This window comes from Streptomyces sp. NPDC090106, from assembly GCF_044747265.1.
Classification (GTDB): Bacteria; Actinomycetota; Actinomycetes; order Streptomycetales; family Streptomycetaceae; genus Streptomyces.
The window spans coordinates 241,021-259,629 of record NZ_JBIVDS010000001.1 but is presented as its reverse complement, the minus strand read 5'-3'; the positions used below and the strand labels follow the sequence as shown (position 1 = coordinate 259,629).

General features: G+C 68.1%; 15 protein-coding genes and 1 pseudogene. 12 read left to right on the top strand and 4 right to left on the bottom strand.

Features of this window, described 5'->3' with window-relative positions:
- Positions 1-155: 155 nt before the first annotated feature.
- From ACIPSE_RS01160 to ACIPSE_RS01135, 6 genes are all read left to right on the top strand, one after another.
- Positions 156-1,496: a hypothetical protein gene (locus tag ACIPSE_RS01160; RefSeq protein WP_401656053.1), complete on the top strand. Its 1,341-nt coding sequence runs from the start codon at positions 156-158 to the stop codon at positions 1,494-1,496.
- A 46-nt stretch (positions 1,497-1,542) separates the two neighbouring features.
- Entirely contained in the window at positions 1,543-2,418 is an 876-nt protein-coding gene (locus ACIPSE_RS01155; RefSeq protein ID WP_401656051.1) for a type II toxin-antitoxin system Phd/YefM family antitoxin, read from the top strand.
- A gap of 408 nt (positions 2,419-2,826) precedes the next feature.
- Positions 2,827-3,066: a hypothetical protein gene (locus tag ACIPSE_RS01150; protein ID WP_401656049.1), complete on the top strand. Its 240-nt coding sequence runs from the start codon at positions 2,827-2,829 to the stop codon at positions 3,064-3,066.
- A gap of 1 nt (position 3,067) precedes the next feature.
- Positions 3,068-3,241: a hypothetical protein gene (locus ACIPSE_RS01145; protein WP_401656047.1), complete on the top strand. Its 174-nt coding sequence runs from the start codon at positions 3,068-3,070 to the stop codon at positions 3,239-3,241.
- A 528-nt stretch (positions 3,242-3,769) separates the two neighbouring features.
- A complete protein-coding gene (locus ACIPSE_RS01140; RefSeq protein ID WP_401656045.1) occupies positions 3,770-4,084 on the top strand; it encodes a trypco2 family protein in 315 nt (104 codons plus the stop codon).
- A gap of 133 nt (positions 4,085-4,217) precedes the next feature.
- Positions 4,218-5,255 (top strand): DUF4238 domain-containing protein, encoded by a 1,038-nt coding sequence (locus tag ACIPSE_RS01135; protein ID WP_401656043.1) that lies wholly within the window; start codon positions 4,218-4,220, stop codon positions 5,253-5,255.
- A gap of 614 nt (positions 5,256-5,869) precedes the next feature.
- Here the strand turns inward: ACIPSE_RS01135 and ACIPSE_RS01130 are convergent.
- Positions 5,870-7,372, bottom strand: coding sequence for a recombinase family protein (locus ACIPSE_RS01130; RefSeq protein ID WP_401656041.1), 1,503 nt, complete (start codon positions 7,370-7,372; stop codon positions 5,870-5,872).
- Positions 7,373-7,407: 35 nt separating this feature from the next.
- On the opposite strand from ACIPSE_RS01130, the pseudogene ACIPSE_RS01125 reads away from it, so the two are divergent.
- From ACIPSE_RS01125 to holA, 4 genes and pseudogenes are all read left to right on the top strand, one after another.
- Positions 7,408-7,632, top strand: a pseudogene (locus tag ACIPSE_RS01125) (ComEC/Rec2 family competence protein); the annotation flags it as partial.
- Positions 7,633-7,767: 135 nt separating this feature from the next.
- The gene (locus tag ACIPSE_RS01120; RefSeq protein ID WP_401656039.1) at positions 7,768-8,607 is read left to right on the top strand and encodes an arylamine N-acetyltransferase; all 840 of its coding nucleotides are present in this window, start codon (positions 7,768-7,770) and stop codon (positions 8,605-8,607) included.
- Positions 8,608-8,737: 130 nt separating this feature from the next.
- Entirely contained in the window at positions 8,738-8,983 is a 246-nt protein-coding gene (locus ACIPSE_RS01115; RefSeq protein WP_401656037.1) for a hypothetical protein, read from the top strand.
- A 36-nt stretch (positions 8,984-9,019) separates the two neighbouring features.
- Positions 9,020-10,006 carry a DNA polymerase III subunit delta gene (gene holA / locus ACIPSE_RS01110; RefSeq protein ID WP_401656033.1) on the top strand — a complete coding sequence of 329 codons (987 nt, stop codon included), beginning with the start codon at positions 9,020-9,022 and terminating at the stop codon, positions 10,004-10,006.
- A gap of 355 nt (positions 10,007-10,361) precedes the next feature.
- Here holA and rpsT read toward each other — a convergent pair whose 3' ends face one another.
- Entirely contained in the window at positions 10,362-10,628 is a 267-nt protein-coding gene (gene rpsT, locus ACIPSE_RS01105; protein ID WP_401656031.1) for a 30S ribosomal protein S20, read from the bottom strand.
- Between the two features lie 222 nt (positions 10,629-10,850).
- On the opposite strand from rpsT, the gene lepA reads away from it, so the two are divergent.
- Positions 10,851-12,719: a translation elongation factor 4 gene (lepA, locus tag ACIPSE_RS01100; RefSeq protein ID WP_401656029.1), complete on the top strand. Its 1,869-nt coding sequence runs from the start codon at positions 10,851-10,853 to the stop codon at positions 12,717-12,719.
- A gap of 213 nt (positions 12,720-12,932) precedes the next feature.
- The gene (locus ACIPSE_RS01095) at positions 12,933-14,807 is read left to right on the top strand and encodes an AMP-dependent synthetase/ligase (RefSeq protein WP_401656027.1); all 1,875 of its coding nucleotides are present in this window, start codon (positions 12,933-12,935) and stop codon (positions 14,805-14,807) included.
- 45 nt (positions 14,808-14,852) lie between these two features.
- On the opposite strand, the gene ACIPSE_RS01090 is transcribed toward ACIPSE_RS01095, so the two are convergent.
- Positions 14,853-15,425 carry a two-component system response regulator gene (locus ACIPSE_RS01090; RefSeq protein WP_401656025.1) on the bottom strand — a complete coding sequence of 191 codons (573 nt, stop codon included), beginning with the start codon at positions 15,423-15,425 and terminating at the stop codon, positions 14,853-14,855.
- 12 nt (positions 15,426-15,437) lie between these two features.
- Positions 15,438-18,609: HAMP domain-containing protein (locus ACIPSE_RS01085; RefSeq protein WP_401656023.1), on the bottom strand; the 3,172-nt coding region annotated here is incomplete at its 5' end.

The window sequence follows — 18,609 nt, the reverse complement described above, 5'->3', positions numbered from 1 at the left end:
ATGGTTCGCCAATGCGCTATACGCGTGCGTATCCTGACCCCAGACACGACGAAGCCCCCGGCGGTAACCGAGGGCCTCATCAATTTAAAAAGTTGGTCCGGGAGGGCTCCCACCCTCACCGAACCGACTGCCCCAGCGAGATGGGACAGCAAGACATGGCGAATTCTACCGTCGAGCACGGCTCCGGTCGAACCGATCTCCAGGAATCCCGAGGGCGGGGCTCGAAGTCCCCCGAGGGCATCCACAGGCCCGTGAAGGCCGCGCACCTCGTGGACCTCGCCCAGCGCTCCGTGGGTCGTCCGGACGCCCTGTGTGAGATGGCCCTCGCCGAGACCGTCATCACCCGCCCGTACGTCTCCGGCACCCGTGGGTTCGCCAGGTGGTCCGGGATCACCAACGCCTCGGTCCGGGAGATCACCGGTCCCGACGGCAAGACCTCGAAGGCCGGGTTCCTCTGGACGGTCACGAGGGGTGTCTCCTCGGCCATCGCGGAGGAGCGGGACTCCATGGAGCTGGTCTACAGCGATACGCGCACTGAGAAGCGCAGTACCTCTTGTAACCCCTCCACCCCTTCTTCTCCTGAAGGCCAGGAGGGGCCTGCTGTCCTGGACAAGATCTTGAAAGAAGGGGAGGTCTCAAGAGGTAATGCGCTTCTCAGTGCGCGTATCCCGGAGAGGGCCCAGAAGGCCCTGGGTAGGGGCCTGGAGGTGCTGGCCGAGCTGAACGACTCCAACTGGGCCTCCACCGCCTCGGGCAAGACCCTGCGGATGCTGGACCCCGGCTTGGACCTGTGGTCGGAGTACGAGGGGGAGAGGCCCACGTACGTCGCGTACAAGTCCCTGGGCCGCCGGGCCTGGTCGCTCGCGTTCCTGTGCGGGCTCCAGAACGTCACCCTGGCCGTGGAGGACATCGAGGCGATCACGGGCCTGAGCAAGCGCGGGGCCCAGGCGCTCCTGAAGCGTCTGGCCGAGGTGCCGTACCTGGTGACCAAGACCCGTGAGGGTCGGTCCTTCGTCTACGGGATCGCCTGGTTCGACGTGGTGCACATGAGCGGGAACGAGTTCGACCCGGCTCTGGACCGGGACGAGGTGCGCCGCCACCGGGCCTCGAAGGACATGGTGGTCCAGAAGCTCGCGGCCCAGCGCGGGACTCCGGCGGGATACCTGGCCTTCCGGCTCTCCACGGCCTCGGCCAAGCGGGAGCAGTACCTCGCGGACAACCCGCTCCCGGACAACTGCTCCGCCGAGTGGCGGGAGCTGGTGGAGCGCGGGGGCGAGGAGGAGCTGTACGCGTACCTCAAGGCCCGCGAGGAGACCGCCCCGGCGGACCCGGGCGGCCTGGTCGAGCAGATGCAGGCCGAGGCCCCGGAGGACCCGCTGACGGCGTTCGTGCGGCAGCAGGCGGAGGCCCGCAGGGCTGAGCCGGCCACCAAGGATTCCGTGGTCGACCAGAACAAGCTGGCCGCCATGCGCGCCAGGATCACCGCTTGCGCATAGGCGCGTTTACATGCGCATGTACATGCGAGTGGGTTAGCGTATGTACATGCGCATGTACAGCACCCGACAGGTGCAGGCCAAGACCAAGGAGATCCTCGACGCCGCCGCAGCGGGGGAGGAGGTCCGGATCACCCGGGGCAAGCAGGTCTTCAAGGTGGTCCTGGTGGAGGGCGAGCAGACCGACCCTCTCCAGGCGACGTCCACGGACGACCTCCTGGCCGAGCTGGTCCAGCAGAGTGCCCAGCAGACCGACCTGCTCCGTCAGCTCGTGGAGCACAAAGACACCGTCCTGGGTGACTTGATCGAGCGGGCCCAGTCCCATCAGCCCACTGTGGTAGCCAGGCCCGCCAAAGTGACGGCCCGGGTGGATGAGGTGGTGGAGGCTCGGGTCGTGAAGATCCCGATGCCTCCCAAGCCCGCCCCCAACCCTGAGAGCGAAGCTGCGACCAACGTGCGCCTCATGCAGGAGCGCTTGGCCCGCAGGAAGGCCAAGACGGAGGAGCTGCTCGCGTCGGTGCGTTCCCGTCCGGCATCTGACGAGAGCCGACCGGAAGAGCCTCAATGGACCTCTGAGCGACCTGCGGTGGCCATCCCGGATGTTCCCGAGGTGCTCGTCCCGGAGCTTCCGGATGAGCCCTCCCGGGAGGAGCTGGAGGCCGCGTACGCGTACCTGGGGCTCCGAGAGACGGATGACGGCTTGGAGATCACAGAGACGGGCATCCAGAACGCCCTGGGCACCGTGAAGAAGGCCGCCCGGCAGGACCCCAAGTCCGCCGAGGCGACCGTGATGAAGATGGGCCCTTCCGACCCGGACCGCATCGAGTTCCTCCGCTGCGTGCAGCTCGACAAGCTCTCGAGGGCCTTGGCCAAGAGGGCGGCCGGAGACCGTCGGTGGCTCGGGATCGCCACGCCTTCTATTTAAATAGGCGATAGGGTCTCTCCAGCAATCCTTGGAGAATTCCTGCCCTGTCAAGAAAGCCTGTAGAGTGCCCCCGCTAGGCCCGTTCCGCATTCACCTGCGGAGCGGGCCTGGTGTCGTTCCAGGCCGTTCGAGAATTTAAAAAGTCAGGGGTGCCCATGCCGCTGAGTCACGCTGTCCTCAGTGAGTCTCCGTACGTGACCTGTATCCAGTGCGGGAGCGTCTGGGAGACCGCCGTGTACGACGGCTGCAACGACCTCGGCGGCTCGTACTCCGAGACCTTTACGTACCACTGTCCGGGCTCCGAGGGATACCACGTGCCGGAATGCACGTGCGCGTGCTGCACCTATCGCGACTGCGGCCATGACGGCGACAAGACCTGTTTCGACCCGGACCGATAGGGGGCACGCGATGGAATGGAAATGTCTCGCGCAGTTCGAGGGCAACGGAGGGGACCGTGTGACCCTCTTCGCGCTCGATGACGGGCACTGGGCGATCTGCTGGGGGTACGCGTTGCCCCACTCGATGCAGCTCACGAGTTTCGACCCCGAGCAGGGTCAGGCGACCTTCGACATGACCCGGCGGCAGTACGAGGGGCGCGAGGGCCTGGCTTTCGACAGCCGCACCGCGTGGCAGAACGGGAGCCTCTGAGATGGCCGAGCAGATGTACAAGATCCGGGTCTTCAGCAACGAGCCGGAGTTCAAGCCGAGCGGCGGCGCTGTGTACGAGGTCGTGGACGCGACCAAGGAGTACGCCGATGCCCACGTGGAGCGGGCGAAGGCCGAACACCCCGGGTGGACGTTCCATGTGGAGGCCCAGGGATGAGCGCCGTGTGCTCCGAGTGTGGTGAGCCGGCCGTCCGGGCCTCGCCGACTTCCTGGGTCCCCGCGTGGGGCCCGGCTCCCGAGTGGTCCCACAGTGACGGGGAGCAGCTCTGTGGCGTCCCGGGGACTAACCACCTGGGCGAGTCCTCGTACGTCCCGTGCGAGCCGGAGTTCGTCGGATGAAGGGTCTCGTCGTCATCGACCCGAAGGCCCCCGGCGGGTTCCGGAAGGTCTCGTACGGACCGGTCGTGAACGGCCGCCCCCTGCGCTCTCCCGCCATGCGGAAGCTCGTGGGCAACCTCGTTACGCAGCAGCTCCGTTGGGCCGAGAGGGAGGCACAGGAGGCCGCTTGGGTCGAGCGTCAGATGGCCAAGGCTCCGCCGCTCACGGTGAGCCAGATTCGGATGCTCCGCCGTGTGAAGACCGACCTGACCAGGGCCGTGCGATGCGCAGAGGGTGTGTAACTCAGCGGAACTGTTTGCGTGCTCTCCGCGTCTGGGGTCTTGACCGTCGACACCAGGAGGGCTCCGTGAACATCGGGCTGGAAGACGCCATCAGAGCGACGTACACCGAGCTGTACAGGGCACTTAGCAACGTCCAGGGAACAGCGGATCTTGCATTCCGGTACACGGGAATCGAGATGGAGTTCACCGTGGAGGTGGGCAGCCAGCGCGAGGCCGGTGGCGGAGTCAAGGTCTGGGTCGTGGAGGGGGCAGGCAAGAGGGCGTCGGAGGAGCGCACAACTCACACGATCCGGCTGGCCATCGAGCCGCTCGGAGCAGACGGGAAGCCCCCGACAGTCAACGATGGGCGTCTTTTCCCTCAGTCGCACGTTGGACCCTGATCACTTGCAGACGACCTCGGCCCGGGCCGGGATTCAGACGTTCAAGGGTCGGATCGCCTGTGGGCCGGAGTCTCTCTCCGTTGCTGTGGAAAAGGCCATGACGGTGTCAGGGTCTGCCCCGTATCGTCATGGCATGGGCAAGCCCTCCGAGAAGAAGCGCAAGCGCCACCAGCACACGGTTCCTAGGTTCTACCTGCGCAGGTTTGCTGAGGGTGAGCGTCTCTTCCGCGTCCCGATCGACGGCGGCGATCCTCGGCTCGTCGGCGTTGGTGATGCAGCAGTCCACAAGGACTTCTATTCGTTTCGAGGGGCCGACGGCCAGCTCGACGATTTCGTTGAGGACGCCCTCTCAGAGATGGAGGACGACGCCGCCCGTGTCCTGCGCATGGTTGTCGATGAGCGGTGCTGGCCTCTACCCGACGATGCGCGAGAGGTGATGGCGTACTGGGTCGCCGCACAGCACTTGCGGGTCCCCGCGAGACGCCAAGCTGGCAACGAGATCGCAGACCACCTGCTGAAGGTTGTTGCCGCCACGGGCGGTAAGCCCGCATGGCGTCAGCGCATGGAAGAAGCGGCGGGAGGCCCGGTCGCAGACGAAGACGCCGACCATGCTTGGGCGCAGGTCTCGGACTTCTCCAGCTACACAATCGAGGCTTCTACCGCAGAACATCTTCGGGTGATGGGCGAGATGCTGCCCCTAGTGGCCGATCTCCTGATGCAGCGCACATGGGTTCTCGCACGGTTCCAGCACAAGACCCTGATCACATCAGATCATCCAGTTGTACAGATCTGGGATCCGGCCACCCCGAAGTGGCTGGGCCAGGGGCTCGCTACGGTACCTGCTGTGTGTATGGCGCTTGACCGACGAGTTGCTCTCATGATGCTGCTGCCCGGAGGGCCCCGCGACCGGCTCACGCCTCCTACGGGGGCGATGGCACGAGACCTGAATCAGCGAACTGCCAGCAGCGCTCGGGCTGCGGTGTTCCACCACCCGGATGATGGTCTGACAGGCATCGAGCTGCCGCCTCCTCGGGGGCGCGAGATCCAGGTGAACGGATCTCCGGAGAGGTTCCTGATGCCCGATGGGCCCTCGGACGTATTCAAGCGCGTCATGAGTGACATCCCCATGCCGCCGCCCAGCGCCAAGCCTCCTCGGTTCGAATCGAGTTGAGAACCTCACGCACCAGGTGTCGGGGGTGACGTTATGTTCTGGACGGGATCGGTGCCTTGCTCCTGTCCCTGGGCAACGCTCCCGCCTCCTGCCGGATCGGGGGCTGCTGTCGACGGGGAGTCTTGAGCCTGCCGTGTGAGGATTGTGAGCACTTCACGTGCATCTGCGCGCTTTGTCGGATCGGAGGCGAAGAGGGCGCGCAAGGTCGCCGTGGCGATGAGCATCATGAAGATGCCCATGAGCACTCCCACAGCCCAAGCGAGTCCTGGGGCGGCGGAGAGCAGTGCGGCAATAGCGCTTGCGCCGATCAGACTGCCTGCGATGATGGAACTGTGGGGGCTGTCGACGACGGCCCACGACATGCGGATGGCTGCGCAGATCAGGGCCAGCAGGCAGAGAAGCGGCAAGACCACCTGCCACGCGCGGTGTGAAATAGGACCGCCCAGGTGTGTCCAGCAGACGTAGATGGCCAGAACAGCGAGACCCTGCACGGTGGTCCAAGCGACAAGCAGACCGACCTGGCGGCGTGTGAGTGTAGTTAGCATTTCTCCCCCTGTACTACTTGTAGCGGTATCAGTGAGTGATAGCGCCCCACTTGGGCAAAGTGAGATCTCCTAACGCCAGAAGATCTCGACCCGGTCCGGGTTCCAGACGTTGAAGGGCCGGGTCGCGGGGTGGATCAGGATCTCCCGGATTAGGCCCCGGTACACCGACTGCTTCCGGGCGACGGAGTAGTCCTTCCACGCCTCCCGCAGCTCCGCCGCGCTGATCTCGGTGAGGTTGGCCTTGATCCCGTACTCTGCGACCTGCCTGCGGGCTTCGGCCATACGGACGTTGAGCTTGTCGATCGCGTCCCGGACCTCTCGGGCTGGCCGGTCGCCGTCCAGCAACTCGTCCTCCAGCTCCTTCTTCCGCTTCTCCCAGCGGACGAGCTTGGCCTCCAGCTCCGGGCGAGGGTCGTCGGTGTCCTCCTCGGCCGCTGCCTCGACCTCCTCTAGTCGCCTGAAGAGCAGCTTCTCTATCAGCGGCTCAAGGTCGGGGATCTGGATCGTCCGGCCGCCACAGCCGCCCCCGTCCTTTTTGCACGTATAGATGGGCATGTCCTTGTCCCCGCGCTGCCCCGTGCTCATCCGGTGGTGCTTCCTCCCCTCCTCCTTGCAGGAGCAGGGCTCGCCCACGACGTGCGGGACCTTGCACGTGCACTTCACCAGGCCGCTCAGGGGGTACTTCAGCGCCGGAGTGTCCCGCTCCCCGAACTCGGCCTTGAACTCTTCGGAGCGCTCGGCCAGTAGAGCCCGGAGGGAGTCGCTGTCCTCGGGCTCGATGATCTTCGGCCAGACGGCCTGACCGTAGATCTCGCCCTTGTGCTCCTTGCGGCCTGAGATCCGGCCGGACATCAGCAGGAAGCGCATGGCCTGGTACGACCAGGCCCCACCCGTAGAGGTCTGGATGCCCGCCTCGTTGGCCTCGGCCACGAGGGTCCCGAGCCTCTCGCCCTCCAGTACGCGGCGGGCCCACTTCTTGACGTGGGCGGCCTCCTCCTCGTTCAGGATCTCGCCGAGGATCTTCCGGCGCGATCCCTCGCCGTCGAAGAGTCGGGTGTAACCGAAGGGCCGGTGGCCGGAGTTGTGAATCTTCCCGGCCGCCACCAGCTCCTGGATCTTGCGGAGGATGCGCTCCTGCTTGTGCTCCACCTCGTACTTGGCGATGGCGCCGAGCATTCGGGCCACGAGCCGGCCCGTAGGGGTGCTCAGATCGAGATCGCCCGCCTTGACGGTCGCGATCTCGGTCTTGTGCTCCTCCACGATGATGATCAGGTCCTCCAGCTCTGCGGGCTGGCGGTACAGGCGGTCCGGGTGCCAGGACATGATGGCGTCGATGTGAGCGGACTTCACGTCCTCCAGCATCCGGAGGTAGTCCTTGCGCTTCTTCCGGCGGTCGGCGGCGGTCACGTCGTTGTCGACGTACACCTCCACGGCCCTCCAGCCGAGGGAGGCGGCGAGGAGTCGGCAGTCGTCCTCCTGGCGCTTGACCCCAAGTCCCCCGCCCTCGCGGTCATCTGAGATGCGGACGTAGATCCCGACGCGGCGAACTCGATCCCTGGCGGAGGTCTTCATGCCCTCGACGGTAGCGGAGTTGGTGAGGTCGAAGGAAGGTGTGGCATCACGGCTCCGCCCACCAGGACGCCGACCTCATACGGTGGGTCGCCCCGCGGCTGGCGTTGATCTCCTGCGGGAGGGACAACACCTACGGCCACCCCGCCCCCGGCACGGTCGCCGCGCTGCGGGCGCTGGGCGCGGCGGTGCTGCGAACCGACCGGGACGGGGCGTTGGCGGTCACGGGGACGGGGGAGGGGCTCCGGGTGGAAGGGGGGTGACGGGGCGCGGAGCTTCGGGTGAAGGGAGTGGCGGGGGAAAGGGCTCCGGGCGGGGAGGGGGCGACGGGGCGAGGGGGGCTGGGATTCGGGTGGAGGAGGAGGGGTGAGCGGGCGGGGGAGAGGGAGACTGGAGGCATGAATGCCGATGAGGTCGATGCCTATCTCCACCGCCTCGGGGCCGAGCACCCGGCGTGGCCCACCGTCGATGTCCTGCGGGAGCTGCATCTGCGCCATCTGAAGGCCGTGCCCTTCGAGAACCTGTCGATCCACCTCGGCGAGGAGATCGTCCTGGAGGAGAAGCGGCTGGTGGAGAAGCTGGTCGGCGCGGGACGGGGCGGCTTCTGCTACGAGCTCAACGGGGCGTTCGGGGCGCTGCTCACCGCCTTGGGCTTCGACGTGACGCTGATGGCGGCGCGGGTCCACGGCGACGAGGGGCGGCTCGGTATCCCCTTCGACCATCTCGCCCTGCGGGTGCGGACCGTGGACCACGGCGACTGGCTGGCCGACGTCGGGTTCGGGGCGCACAGCCACTACCCGTTGGCCTTCTCGGAGCGGGGCGAGCAGAGCGACCCGGACGGGATCTTCCGGATCGTCGAGGCGGGGCCGGACGCCGCCGGGGCGCGCGGCGGACACGGTTCGGCGGACGCGGCGGACCTGGACGTCGTCCGCGACGGCAGGCGGGAGTACCGGCTGGAGCTGCGGCCCCGGGCGCTCGCCGACTTCGCGGTGGGCGCGTGGTGGCAGAGCACCTCGCCCGCCTCGCGTTTCACCCAGTCCCTCGTGTGCTCGCGGGTCACCGAGGACGGGGGCAGGGTCACGCTCGCCGGCCGGAGTCTGACGGTGACGGCGCCCGACGGGGAGCGTGACGTGCGGGAGTTGAGGGCGGACGCGGAGGTGCTCGCGGCGTACCGGGAGCGGTTCGGGATCGGGCTCGACCGGGTGCCGGAGGTGGTCAAGCCCGGGCTGGAGGGCTGAGGGACGGGCCGGGGAGGACCAGCGGGTCCGGAAGGACCGGCGGGGCGGGCGGCGGTGTTCGGCGTCGGACCTGTGCGTTCGGTCTCCGTGCGGTGCGTTCGGGCTTCGTCCCGTGTCGGAGAATGGGGCGGTGAGCGATGTGAGACATGTGCTGGTGCTGCCCGACCGGGATGCCGCGGAAGAGGCGGTGGAGGCACTGGCGGAGCGGTTCGGCCTCGCCGAGGAGCCGCAGGTGGTGCGGGACGCGCTGGCCGGGGAGGACGACGCGGAGGACGCCCAGTGGCTGATCGTCCTGCGGGACGAGGCGGAGGCGCTCGATCCCGCGGAGCTGGACGCGTTCGCGGGGGAGTGGGAGGGGTGGCGGGAGGAGCCCTAGGGCTTGTTGTCAGTGGGGCGTGCCATGCTTGTCGCGATGGCCAGGAAGACTGCGAATGACGACCCTCTCGCCCCCGTGACGCTTGCCGTGGGCCAGGAGGACCTCCTGCTCGACCGTGCCGTGCAGGAGGTGGTGGCCGCCGCGAAGGTTGCCGACGCCGACACCGACGTACGGGATCTGAGCCCGGACCAGTTGCAGCCCGGCACGCTCGCCGAGTTGACCAGTCCCTCGCTCTTCGCCGAGCGCAAGGTCGTCGTCGTACGCAATGCGCAGGATCTGTCCGCGGACACCGTGAAGGACGTCAAGGCGTATCTGTCCTCGCCCGCCGAGGAGATCACGCTCGTGCTGCTGCACGCGGGCGGTGCCAAGGGCAAGGCGCTGCTGGACGCCGCGCGGAAGGCGGGGGCGCGGGAGGTCGCCTGCCCGAAGATGACCAAGCCGGCGGACCGGCTGGCCTTCGTCCGGCAGGAGTTCCGGGCGACGGGCAGGTCGGCGACGGCCGAGGCGTGCCAGGCGCTCGTGGACGCGATCGGGAGTGATCTGCGGGAGCTGGCGTCCGCGGTGTCGCAGCTGGTCGCCGACGTGGAGGGGACGATCGACGACGCGGTCGTCGGGCGGTACTACACGGGGCGGGCCGAGGCGTCGAGCTTCGAGGTGGCCGACCGCGCCGTGGAGGGGCGGGCGGCCGAGGCGCTGGAGGCGTTGCGGTGGGCGTTGTCCACGGGGGTGGCACCGGTGCTGATCACCAGCGCGTTGGCGCAGGGGGTGCGGGCGATCGGGAAGCTGTCCTCCGCGCGTGGGGGGCGGCCCGGGGATCTCGCCCGTGAGCTGGGGATGCCGCCGTGGAAGATCGATCGGGTGCGGCAGCAGATGCGGGGGTGGACGCCGGATGCCGTGTCGGTGGCGTTGCGGGCCGTCGCGGATGCGGATGCCGGGGTGAAGGGCGGGGGGGACGATCCCGAGTACGCCCTGGAGAAGGCTGTCGTCACGATTGCCCGGGCCGCGCGGTCCCGGGGGAGGTAGGGGTTTCCTCGCCCCGCCGCCCCTTCCCGTTCCCGACCCTGGGGGCGCTGCCCCCAGACCCCCGCTGTCGGCCCTGCGGGCCTCGTCCTCGAGCGCCGGACGGGCTGAAAGAGAAACTCCGGAGGGCTGGGCGAAGCCACCCCCCCCGGGACACGGGCTGAAAGAACCCCCGAATACGCCGAAGGCCCCGGCTTCCTGCCCTGGGGAAGGGTGGGAAACCGGGGTCTCGGGGTGTTCTGGTCGGGTCACGCCCGCGTGGCGAACGCAGGCCGCGCGTGACCCTGAGGGTGCCGGACGGGAGCGGATGAGAGAGGGCCCGCTCGATTCCCTCCGGCGGTCAGATCAAAGAAGAGGTTCAGCCCTTGAGGGTCGCGACCTTGGAAGCGAGCGCCGACTTCTTGTTGGCGGCCTGGTTCTTGTGGATGACACCCTTGGAGACGGCCTTGTCGAGCTGACGGGCGGCAACGCGCTCGTACTCGGTGGCCTTCTCGAGGTCACCCGCGGCAGCGGCCTCGCGGGCCTTGCGGATCGCGGTCTTCAGAGAGGACTTGACCGACTTGTTGCGCAGGCGGGCCTTCTCGTTGGTCTTGATCCGCTTGATCTGGGACTTGATGTTCGCCACTGATTGAGCCTTTTCAGGTTCAGGCACGGGACCGTGAAGGACCCGGGCCAGGTGATTTCTGGAGTCGTGCCTCGCGCTGAGAGGGCATGAGACACAGCCACCCAGGCTACCAGTGGGTCCGGCGGTGGCCCAAACCGGCTCCAGGTCGCCGCCCATGGGACCATGGAGCCTACGTATCGTTCCGACCCGAGGCACAAGGCGCCTCAAGAGACAGGACCCTGCGTGCCCGCGACCCCTAAGAATGTGCCCGAGCCGAGCCGTACCGACCCGGCTCTGATCCGCAATTTCTGCATCATCGCGCACATCGACCATGGCAAGTCCACCCTCGCCGACCGGATGCTCCAGCTGACCGGGGTGGTCGAGCAGCGCCAGATGCGCGCTCAGTACCTCGACCGCATGGACATCGAGCGTGAGCGTGGCATCACGATCAAGTCCCAGGCCGTGCGTCTGCCGTGGGCTCCCACCCATGACAAGAGCCACACGCACATCCTCAACATGATCGACACCCCGGGGCACGTCGACTTCACGTACGAGGTCTCGCGGTCGCTGGCGGCCTGCGAGGGGACCGTCCTCCTCGTCGACGCCGCCCAGGGCATCGAGGCCCAGACCCTCGCCAACCTGTATCTGGCGATGGAGAACGACCTCACGATCATCCCGGTGCTGAACAAGATCGACCTGCCGGCCGCGCAGCCCGAGAAGTTCTCCGAGGAGCTGGCCAACCTGGTCGGCTGCGACCCGAGCGACGTGCTGAAGGTCTCCGCCAAGACCGGGCTCGGCGTCGAGGCCCTCCTCGACAAGGTCGTCGCCGAGATCCCGGCCCCGGTCGGGGTGAAGGACGCTCCGGCGCGGGCCATGATCTTCGACTCCGTCTACGACTCCTACCGCGGTGTCGTGACGTACGTCCGTGTCATCGACGGTCAGCTCAACAAGCGTGAGCGCATCCGGATGATGTCGACGGGCGCGACGCACGAGCTGCTGGAGATCGGGACGAACTCCCCCGAGATGCTCGCGGCCGACGGCCTGGGCGTGGGCGAGGTCGGCTATCTGATCACCGGGGTGAAGGACGTCCGGCAGTCCAAGGTCGGTGACACCGTCACCAGCCAGCACAAGGGGGCGACGGAAGCGCTCGGGGGCTACAAGGACCCGAAGCCGATGGTGTTCTCGGGGCTGTACCCGCTCGACGGGTCCGACTACCCCGAGCTGCGGGACGCGCTCGACAAGCTCCAGCTCAACGACGCCGCGCTCGTCTACGAGCCGGAGACCTCCGCGGCGCTCGGCTTCGGCTTCCGCGTCGGCTTCCTCGGTCTGCTCCACCTCGACGTGATCCGCGAGCGGCTGGAGCGCGAGTTCGGGCTCGACCTCATCGCCACCGCGCCGAACGTGGTCTACCGGGTCGTGATGGAGGACCGCACCGAGCACACGGTCACCAACCCGAGCGAGTTCCCCGAGGGCAAGATCGACGAGGTGTACGAGCCCGTCGTGCGGGCCACCATCCTCGCGCCCTCCGAGTTCATCGGGTCGATCATGGAGCTGTGCCAGACCCGGCGCGGCACCCTGCTCGGCATGGACTACCTGTCCGAGGACCGGGTCGAGATCCGGTACACGCTGCCGCTCGCCGAGATCGTCTTCGACTTCTTCGACCAGCTGAAGTCCAAGACCCGCGGCTACGCCTCCCTGGACTACGAGCCCACCGGCGAGCAGACCTCCAGCCTGGTCAAGGTCGACATCCTGCTGCACGGCGACAAGGTGGACGCCTTCTCGGCGATCACGCACAAGGACGCGGCGTACGCGTACGGGGTGCGGCTCGTCGCCAAGCTGCGCGAGCTGATCCCGCGGCAGGCCTTCGAGGTGCCCATCCAGGCGGCCATCGGCTCCCGGGTCATCGCCCGCGAGACCATCCGCGCCATCCGCAAGGACGTCCTCGCCAAGTGCTACGGCGGTGACATCTCCCGTAAGCGGAAGCTGCTGGAGAAGCAGAAGGAGGGCAAGAAGCGGATGAAGATGGTGGGCTCTGTGGAGGTTCCGCAGGAAGCCTTCATCGCGGTGCTGAGCAGCGACGACAACGCGGGCTCGGGCAAGGGCAAGAAATAGCCCCTCCGGTGTTGATTTCATGGGCCCGTCACGCCTCTGCGTGACGGGCCCGGCGCGTTTGCGCTACGGGAAGCTGTACGAAGTGACACCCCGCCGCCCCTTACGCGCTGGCCGGACGGGCTCTACCCTGATCTCCTGCTCGATAGTTACTCGCGAGTTAAACAACAGCCGCCACCTGAGCAAGCCGCATTGTCGCGGGCCCCGGAGGATGTCGTGAGCGACACACAGACCCTGATCGAGAACCGTCCGCCGAGCGTGGCGACTCTCTTCCTGGAGCGAGTTTCGGCCACCCCGGCGGCCGAGGCGTACCGCTACCCGGTGCCGTCGGCCTCCGGCGAGGGCCCGGACGACTGGAAGTCGCTGAGCTGGAGCGAGGCGGCCGAGCGGGTCTACTCGATCGCCGCCGGACTGATCGAGCTGGGGGTGCGGCCGGAGCAGCGCGTCGCGCTCGCCTCCTCGACCCGGATCGAGTGGATCCTCGCCGACCTCGGCATCATGTGCGCCGGTGCCGCCACGACCACGGTGTACCCGCAGACCAACGCGGACGAGTCGGCGTTCATCCTCTCCGACTCCGAGAGCCGGGTACTGATCGCCGAGGACGCCGCCCAGGTCGCCAAGGCCGTCGAGAAGCGGGGCGAGCTGCCCTCGCTCACCCACATCGTGGTCATCGACTCCACCGGCGTCGAGACCGGCGAGACCGTCCTCGGCCTCGCCGAGCTGGAGCAGCGCGGCGCCGCGTACCTGGAGAAGAACCCCGAGCTGATCCGTGAGCGGGTCGGGGCCATCACCAAGGACCAGCTCGCCACGCTCATCTACACCTCCGGCACCACCGGCCGTCCCAAGGGCGTGCGCCTGCCGCACGACAACTGGGCGTACATGGCCAAGGCCATCGCCTCGACCGGGCTGATCGGCGCCGAGGACGTGCAGTACCTGTGGCTGCCGCTCGCGCACGTCTTCGGCAAGGTGCTGACCTCCGGGCAGATCGAGGTCGGACACGTCACCGCCGTCGACGGCCGGGTCGACAAGATCATCGAGAATCTGCCGGTCGTGCAGCCGACGTACATGGCGGCCGTCCCGCGCATCTTCGAGAAGGTCTACAACGGGGTCGCCGCCAAGGCCCGCGCGGGCGGCGGCGCCAAGTACAAGATCTTCCAGTGGGCGGCCGAGGTGGCCCGCGAGTACGCCAAGGCCAGCCAGGACAATTTCCGCCGCACCGGCACCGCCGGCGCCCCCTTCGCGCTCACCGCGAAGCACAAGGTCGCCGACGCGCTCGTCTACTCCAAGCTCCGCGAGGCCTTCGGCGGCAGGCTGCGCGCCGCCGTGTCCGGCAGCGCCGCGCTCGCCCCGGAGATCGGCTACTTCTTCTCCGGCGCCGGCATCCACATCCTGGAGGGCTACGGCCTCACCGAGTCCTCCGCGGCCTCCTTCGTGAACCCCGGCGAGGCCTACCGCACCGGCACGGTCGGCAAGCCGCTGCCCGGCACCGAGGTGCGGATCGCCGACGACGGGGAGATCCTGCTGCGCGGCCCCGGCATCATGGAGGGCTACGAGGGCCTGCCGGAGAAGACCGCCGAGGTGCTGGAGTCCGACGGCTGGTTCCACACCGGTGACATCGGTGAGCTGTCCCCCGACGGCTATCTGCGCATCACCGACCGCAAGAAGGACCTCATCAAGACGTCCGGCGGCAAGTACATCGCGCCCGCCGAGGTCGAGGGCCAGTTCAAGGCCGTCTGCCCGTACGTCTCCAACATCCTCGTGCACGGCGCCGACCGGAACTTCTGCACCGCCCTCATCGCCCTCGACGAGCTCTCGCTCGTCGCCTGGGCCGAGGAGAACGGCCTCGGCGGGAAGCCGTACGCCGACGTGGTGGCCGCGCCGCAGACCGTCGCTATGGTCGAGGACTACGTGAAGCAGCTCAACGCGGGTCTCCAGAAGTGGCAGACCATCAAGAAGTTCCGGCTGCTGCCGCGTGACCTCGACGTCGAGCACGGGGAGATCACCCCGAGCCTGAAGCTGAAGCGGCCCGTCGTGGAGCGGGAGTACAAGCACCTCATCGACGAGATGTACGCCGGGACGCGCGAGGCGTAGCAGGAGGCGGGGCGGGCGGGGGCGGTCCTCCCGTCCGCCCCGCCCCTACACGCGCCCTCGGCCCAGCAGGCGCCGCAGCCCGCGGACCTGCTCGCGCAGGGCGGGCAGGTCCGCGGGACCGTCGCCGGACAGCTCCTCCTCCAGGGCGGCCAGCCGGCCGCTCACCTCCGCGTACTCGGCCCGCTGCCGCGCCAGCAGGCGCTCCAGCTGCTGGTTCTTGCGGTACAGCTCCAGGAACACGGTGACCTTCGCCCGCAGGACCCAGGGGTCGAACGGTTTGGTGAGGTAGTCGGCGGCGCCGGTGGCGTAACCGCGGAAGGCGTAGCCGGAGTCGTCCTCCGCGCCGGTCAGGAAGATGATCGGGACGTCCTTGGTCTGGTCGAGCCGCTTGATGTTCGCGGCGGTCTCGAAGCCGTCCATGCCCGGCATGCGGACGTCGAGCAGGACGAGCGCGAACTGCCGCCGCAGCAGCGCCTTCATCGCCTCCTCGCCGGAACGCGCCCGGACCAGCGGCTCGTTGAGGGACCCCAGGACGGCCTCCAGGGCGATCAGGTTGTCCTCCATGTCGTCGACCAGGAGGATGCTGGCGCGCTCGTCGGTCGTTGCCTCAGCGCTCATGGTGACCGTGCCTCATTCAGTCGTCGGCGGGACCGGGACTTCCCCTGTCGCGTCCGGTCCCGGTCCATCCTGGCCCTCCGCGCGCCCCGCGTCGCCCGTGGCGGCCTCCCCTTGCCCGTCGGGGTCCAGGAGCGCGCACACGACCGTCAGCAGCTGGTCCACGTCGACCGGCTTGGGCACGTAGTCGTTGGCGCCGCGCGCGATCGACTTCTCCCGGTCCCCGGGCATGGCCTTCGCGGTCAGCGCGACGATGGGCAGGCCCGTCCAGCGCGGGGTGCGGCGGATGGCGGCGATGGTCTCGTAGCCGTCCATCTCCGGCATCATGATGTCCATCAGGACGAGTTCGACGTCCGGGTTGCGCTCCAGCGTCTCGATGCCCTCGCGGCCGTTCTCCGCGTACAGCACGGGCATCCCGACCCGGCCCAGGACATGGGTGAGCGCGAAGACGTTGCGGATGTCGTCGTCGACGATCAGCACCCGCCGCCCGGGCAGCACCTGGCCCGCGCGGCCCGACTTCCACGCCTCCAGCTTGGTCGGCGCGGGCCAGGAGTCGTCCACGTCGTGCGCGGTGGGGAAGGCGTCCAGGGACACCTGCTCCGGCACCGACGGCAGCGCGCGGTCCTCGGCGACCGGGCCGGTCGCGGTGTGACCGGGGCTGACGACCGGGACGTACAGGGTGAAGGTGGAGCCCTTGCCGGGCTCGCTCTCCGCGACGATCCGGCCGCCCAGCAGACCCGCGATCTCCCGGCTGATGGACAGACCGAGGCCGGTGCCGCCGTACTTGCGGTTGGTGGTGCCGTCGGCCTGCTGGAACGCCTCGAAGATCACCGGGAGTTTCTCGGCCGCGATGCCGATGCCGGTGTCGCAGACGGAGAACGCGATGACCTCGTCGCTGTCGCGGACGTAGCGGTGCTCGGGGTCCCTGACCCGGTTGACGCTGAGCTCGACCCGGCCGCCCGCGGTGAACTTGATGGCGTTGGACAGCAGGTTGCGCAGGATCTGCTGGAGACGCTGCTCGTCGGAGTACATCTCCCGCGGCACGTCCTCGCCGACCGACACCTCGAAGGCGAGCCCTCGGTCCAGGGTGAGCGGGCGGAACGTGGCGTGGACGTAGTCGAGGAGCTTGATCAGCGGCAGCTTCTTGGGGCGGACGTCCATCCGGCCCGCCTCGATCTTCGACAGGTCCAGGATGTCGTTGATGAGCTGGAGCAGGTCCGAGCCGGAGCGGTGGATGGTCGTCGCGAACTGCACCTCCTGGTCGGAGAGATGGCCGTCCGGGTTGTCGGACAGCAGCCGGGCCAGGATCAGCAGCGAGTTCAGCGGGGTGCGCAGCTCGTGCGACATGTTCGCCAGGAACTCCGACTTGTACTGCGACGACGTCGCCAGCAGGGCGGCCTTCTCCTCCAGTTCGGAGTTCGAGCGCTGCAACTCCGCCTGCTGCTTCTGGAGTTCGTCGGACCGTTCCTGGAGCTGGGTCGCCAGCCGCTGGGACTCGCCGAGCAGCGACTCGGTGCGGGAGTTGGCGATGATCGTGTTGATGGCGACGGCGATGGTGTTCACGAACTGGTCGAAGAACGCCAGGTGGACGTCGGAGAAGCGGGAGAAGGACGCCAGCTCGATCACGCCGAGGAGCTTGTCCTCGAAGAGGATCGGGATGATGACGACACTGCTCGGGGCGGCTTCCCCCAGCCCGCTGTTGATCTTGATGTAGTCCGGCGGGGCCTCCTCGACGAGGATGCGCTTCTTCTCACGGGCCGCCTGCCGGACCAGACCGTGCACCGGCAGGCCGCCCGTCTCGACCGTCGCGCCCTGCGCCGAGCCGTACCCCGCGATGAACGCGAGGCCCTTCGCCGGGACCGTGGTGCGCAGCGTCGAGCCGTCCTCGTCCGGGTCGGCCAGGAAGAACGCGCCGTACTGCGCGTTGACCAGCGGGGTCAGCTCGCGCAGCAGCAGGTCGGCGACCTCCATCAGGTCCCGGTGGCCCTGCATCAGGGCGGCCAGCCGGGCCAGGTTGGATTCCAGCCAGTCCTTCGCGCGGGTCGTCTCGCGGAGGTTGGACACCATCAGGTTGATGTTGTCCTTCAGCTCGGCGACCTCGCCCTGCGTCTCCACCGTGATCGACCGGGACATGTCGCCCTGGGCCACCGCGGAGGCCACCTCGGCGATCGCGCGGACCTGCGTCGTCAGGTTCGACGCCAGTTCGTTCACGTTCGTCGTCAGACGCTTCCAGGTGCCGAACACGCCCTCGACCCGGGCCTGTCCGCCGAGTCTCCCCTCCGAACCCACCTCGCGGGCCACCCGGGTGACCTCGGAGGAGAACGACGACAGGGTGTCGACCATGGTGTTGATGGCCGTCTTCAGTTCGAGGATCTCGCCGCGCGCGTCCACGTCGATCTTCTTCGACAGGTCGCCGTTGGCGACGGCGGTGGTCACCTGGGCGATGTTGCGGACCTGCGAGGTCAGGTTGTCCGCCATGTAGTTGACGTTGTCGGTCAGATCCCGCCACACCCCGCTCACGCCCAGCACCTGCGCCCGGCCGCCGAGCCGCCCGTCGGTGCCGACCTCGCGGGCCACCCGGGTCACCTCGTCGGCGAAGGCCCGCAACTGCTCCACCATCGTGTTGACGGTGTCCTTCAGCTCCAGGATCTCGCCGCGCGCGTCGACCGTGATCTTCTTCGACAGGTTGCCGTTGGCGACGGCGGTGGTCACCTGGGCGATGTTGCGGACCTGCGAGGTCAGGTTGAGCGCCATGAAGTTGACGTTGTCGGTGAGGTCCTTCCACACCCCGGACACGCCCCGCACCTGCGCCTGACCGCCGAGGTTGCCTTCCGTGCCGACCTCGCGGGCGACGCGGGTGACCTCGTCGGCGAAGGCGGAGAGCTGGTCGACCATGGTGTTGATGGTCGACTTCAGCTCCAGGATCTCGCCCTTCGCCTCCACCGTGATCTTCTTGCCCAGGTCGCCCTGGGCCACCGCCGTGGACACCAGCGCGATGTTGCGGACCTGCGAGGTCAGGTTGTCCGCCATGAAGTTGACGTTGTCGGTGAGGTCCTTCCACACCCCGGACACGCCCCGCACCTGCGCCCGGCCGCCGAGGTTGCCTTCCGTGCCGACCTCGCGGGCGACGCGGGTGACCTCGTCGGCGAAGGCGGAGAGCTGGTCGACCATGGTGTTGATGGTCGAC

Coding starts and splice junctions, on each gene's coding strand:
- ACIPSE_RS01160 (WP_401656053.1), top strand. CDS start 156: ATGGCGAATTCTACCGTCGAGCACGGCTCCGGTCGAACCGATCTCCAG.
- ACIPSE_RS01155 (WP_401656051.1), top strand. CDS start 1,543: ATGCGCATGTACAGCACCCGACAGGTGCAGGCCAAGACCAAGGAGATC.
- ACIPSE_RS01150 (WP_401656049.1), top strand. CDS start 2,827: ATGGAATGGAAATGTCTCGCGCAGTTCGAGGGCAACGGAGGGGACCGT.
- ACIPSE_RS01145 (WP_401656047.1), top strand. CDS start 3,068: ATGGCCGAGCAGATGTACAAGATCCGGGTCTTCAGCAACGAGCCGGAG.
- ACIPSE_RS01135 (WP_401656043.1), top strand. CDS start 4,218: ATGGGCAAGCCCTCCGAGAAGAAGCGCAAGCGCCACCAGCACACGGTT.
- ACIPSE_RS01130 (WP_401656041.1), bottom strand. CDS start 7,372: ATGAAGACCTCCGCCAGGGATCGAGTTCGCCGCGTCGGGATCTACGTC.
- ACIPSE_RS01120 (WP_401656039.1), top strand. CDS start 7,768: ATGAATGCCGATGAGGTCGATGCCTATCTCCACCGCCTCGGGGCCGAG.
- holA (WP_401656033.1), top strand. CDS start 9,020: ATGGCCAGGAAGACTGCGAATGACGACCCTCTCGCCCCCGTGACGCTT.
- ACIPSE_RS01090 (WP_401656025.1), bottom strand. CDS start 15,425: ATGAGCGCTGAGGCAACGACCGACGAGCGCGCCAGCATCCTCCTGGTC.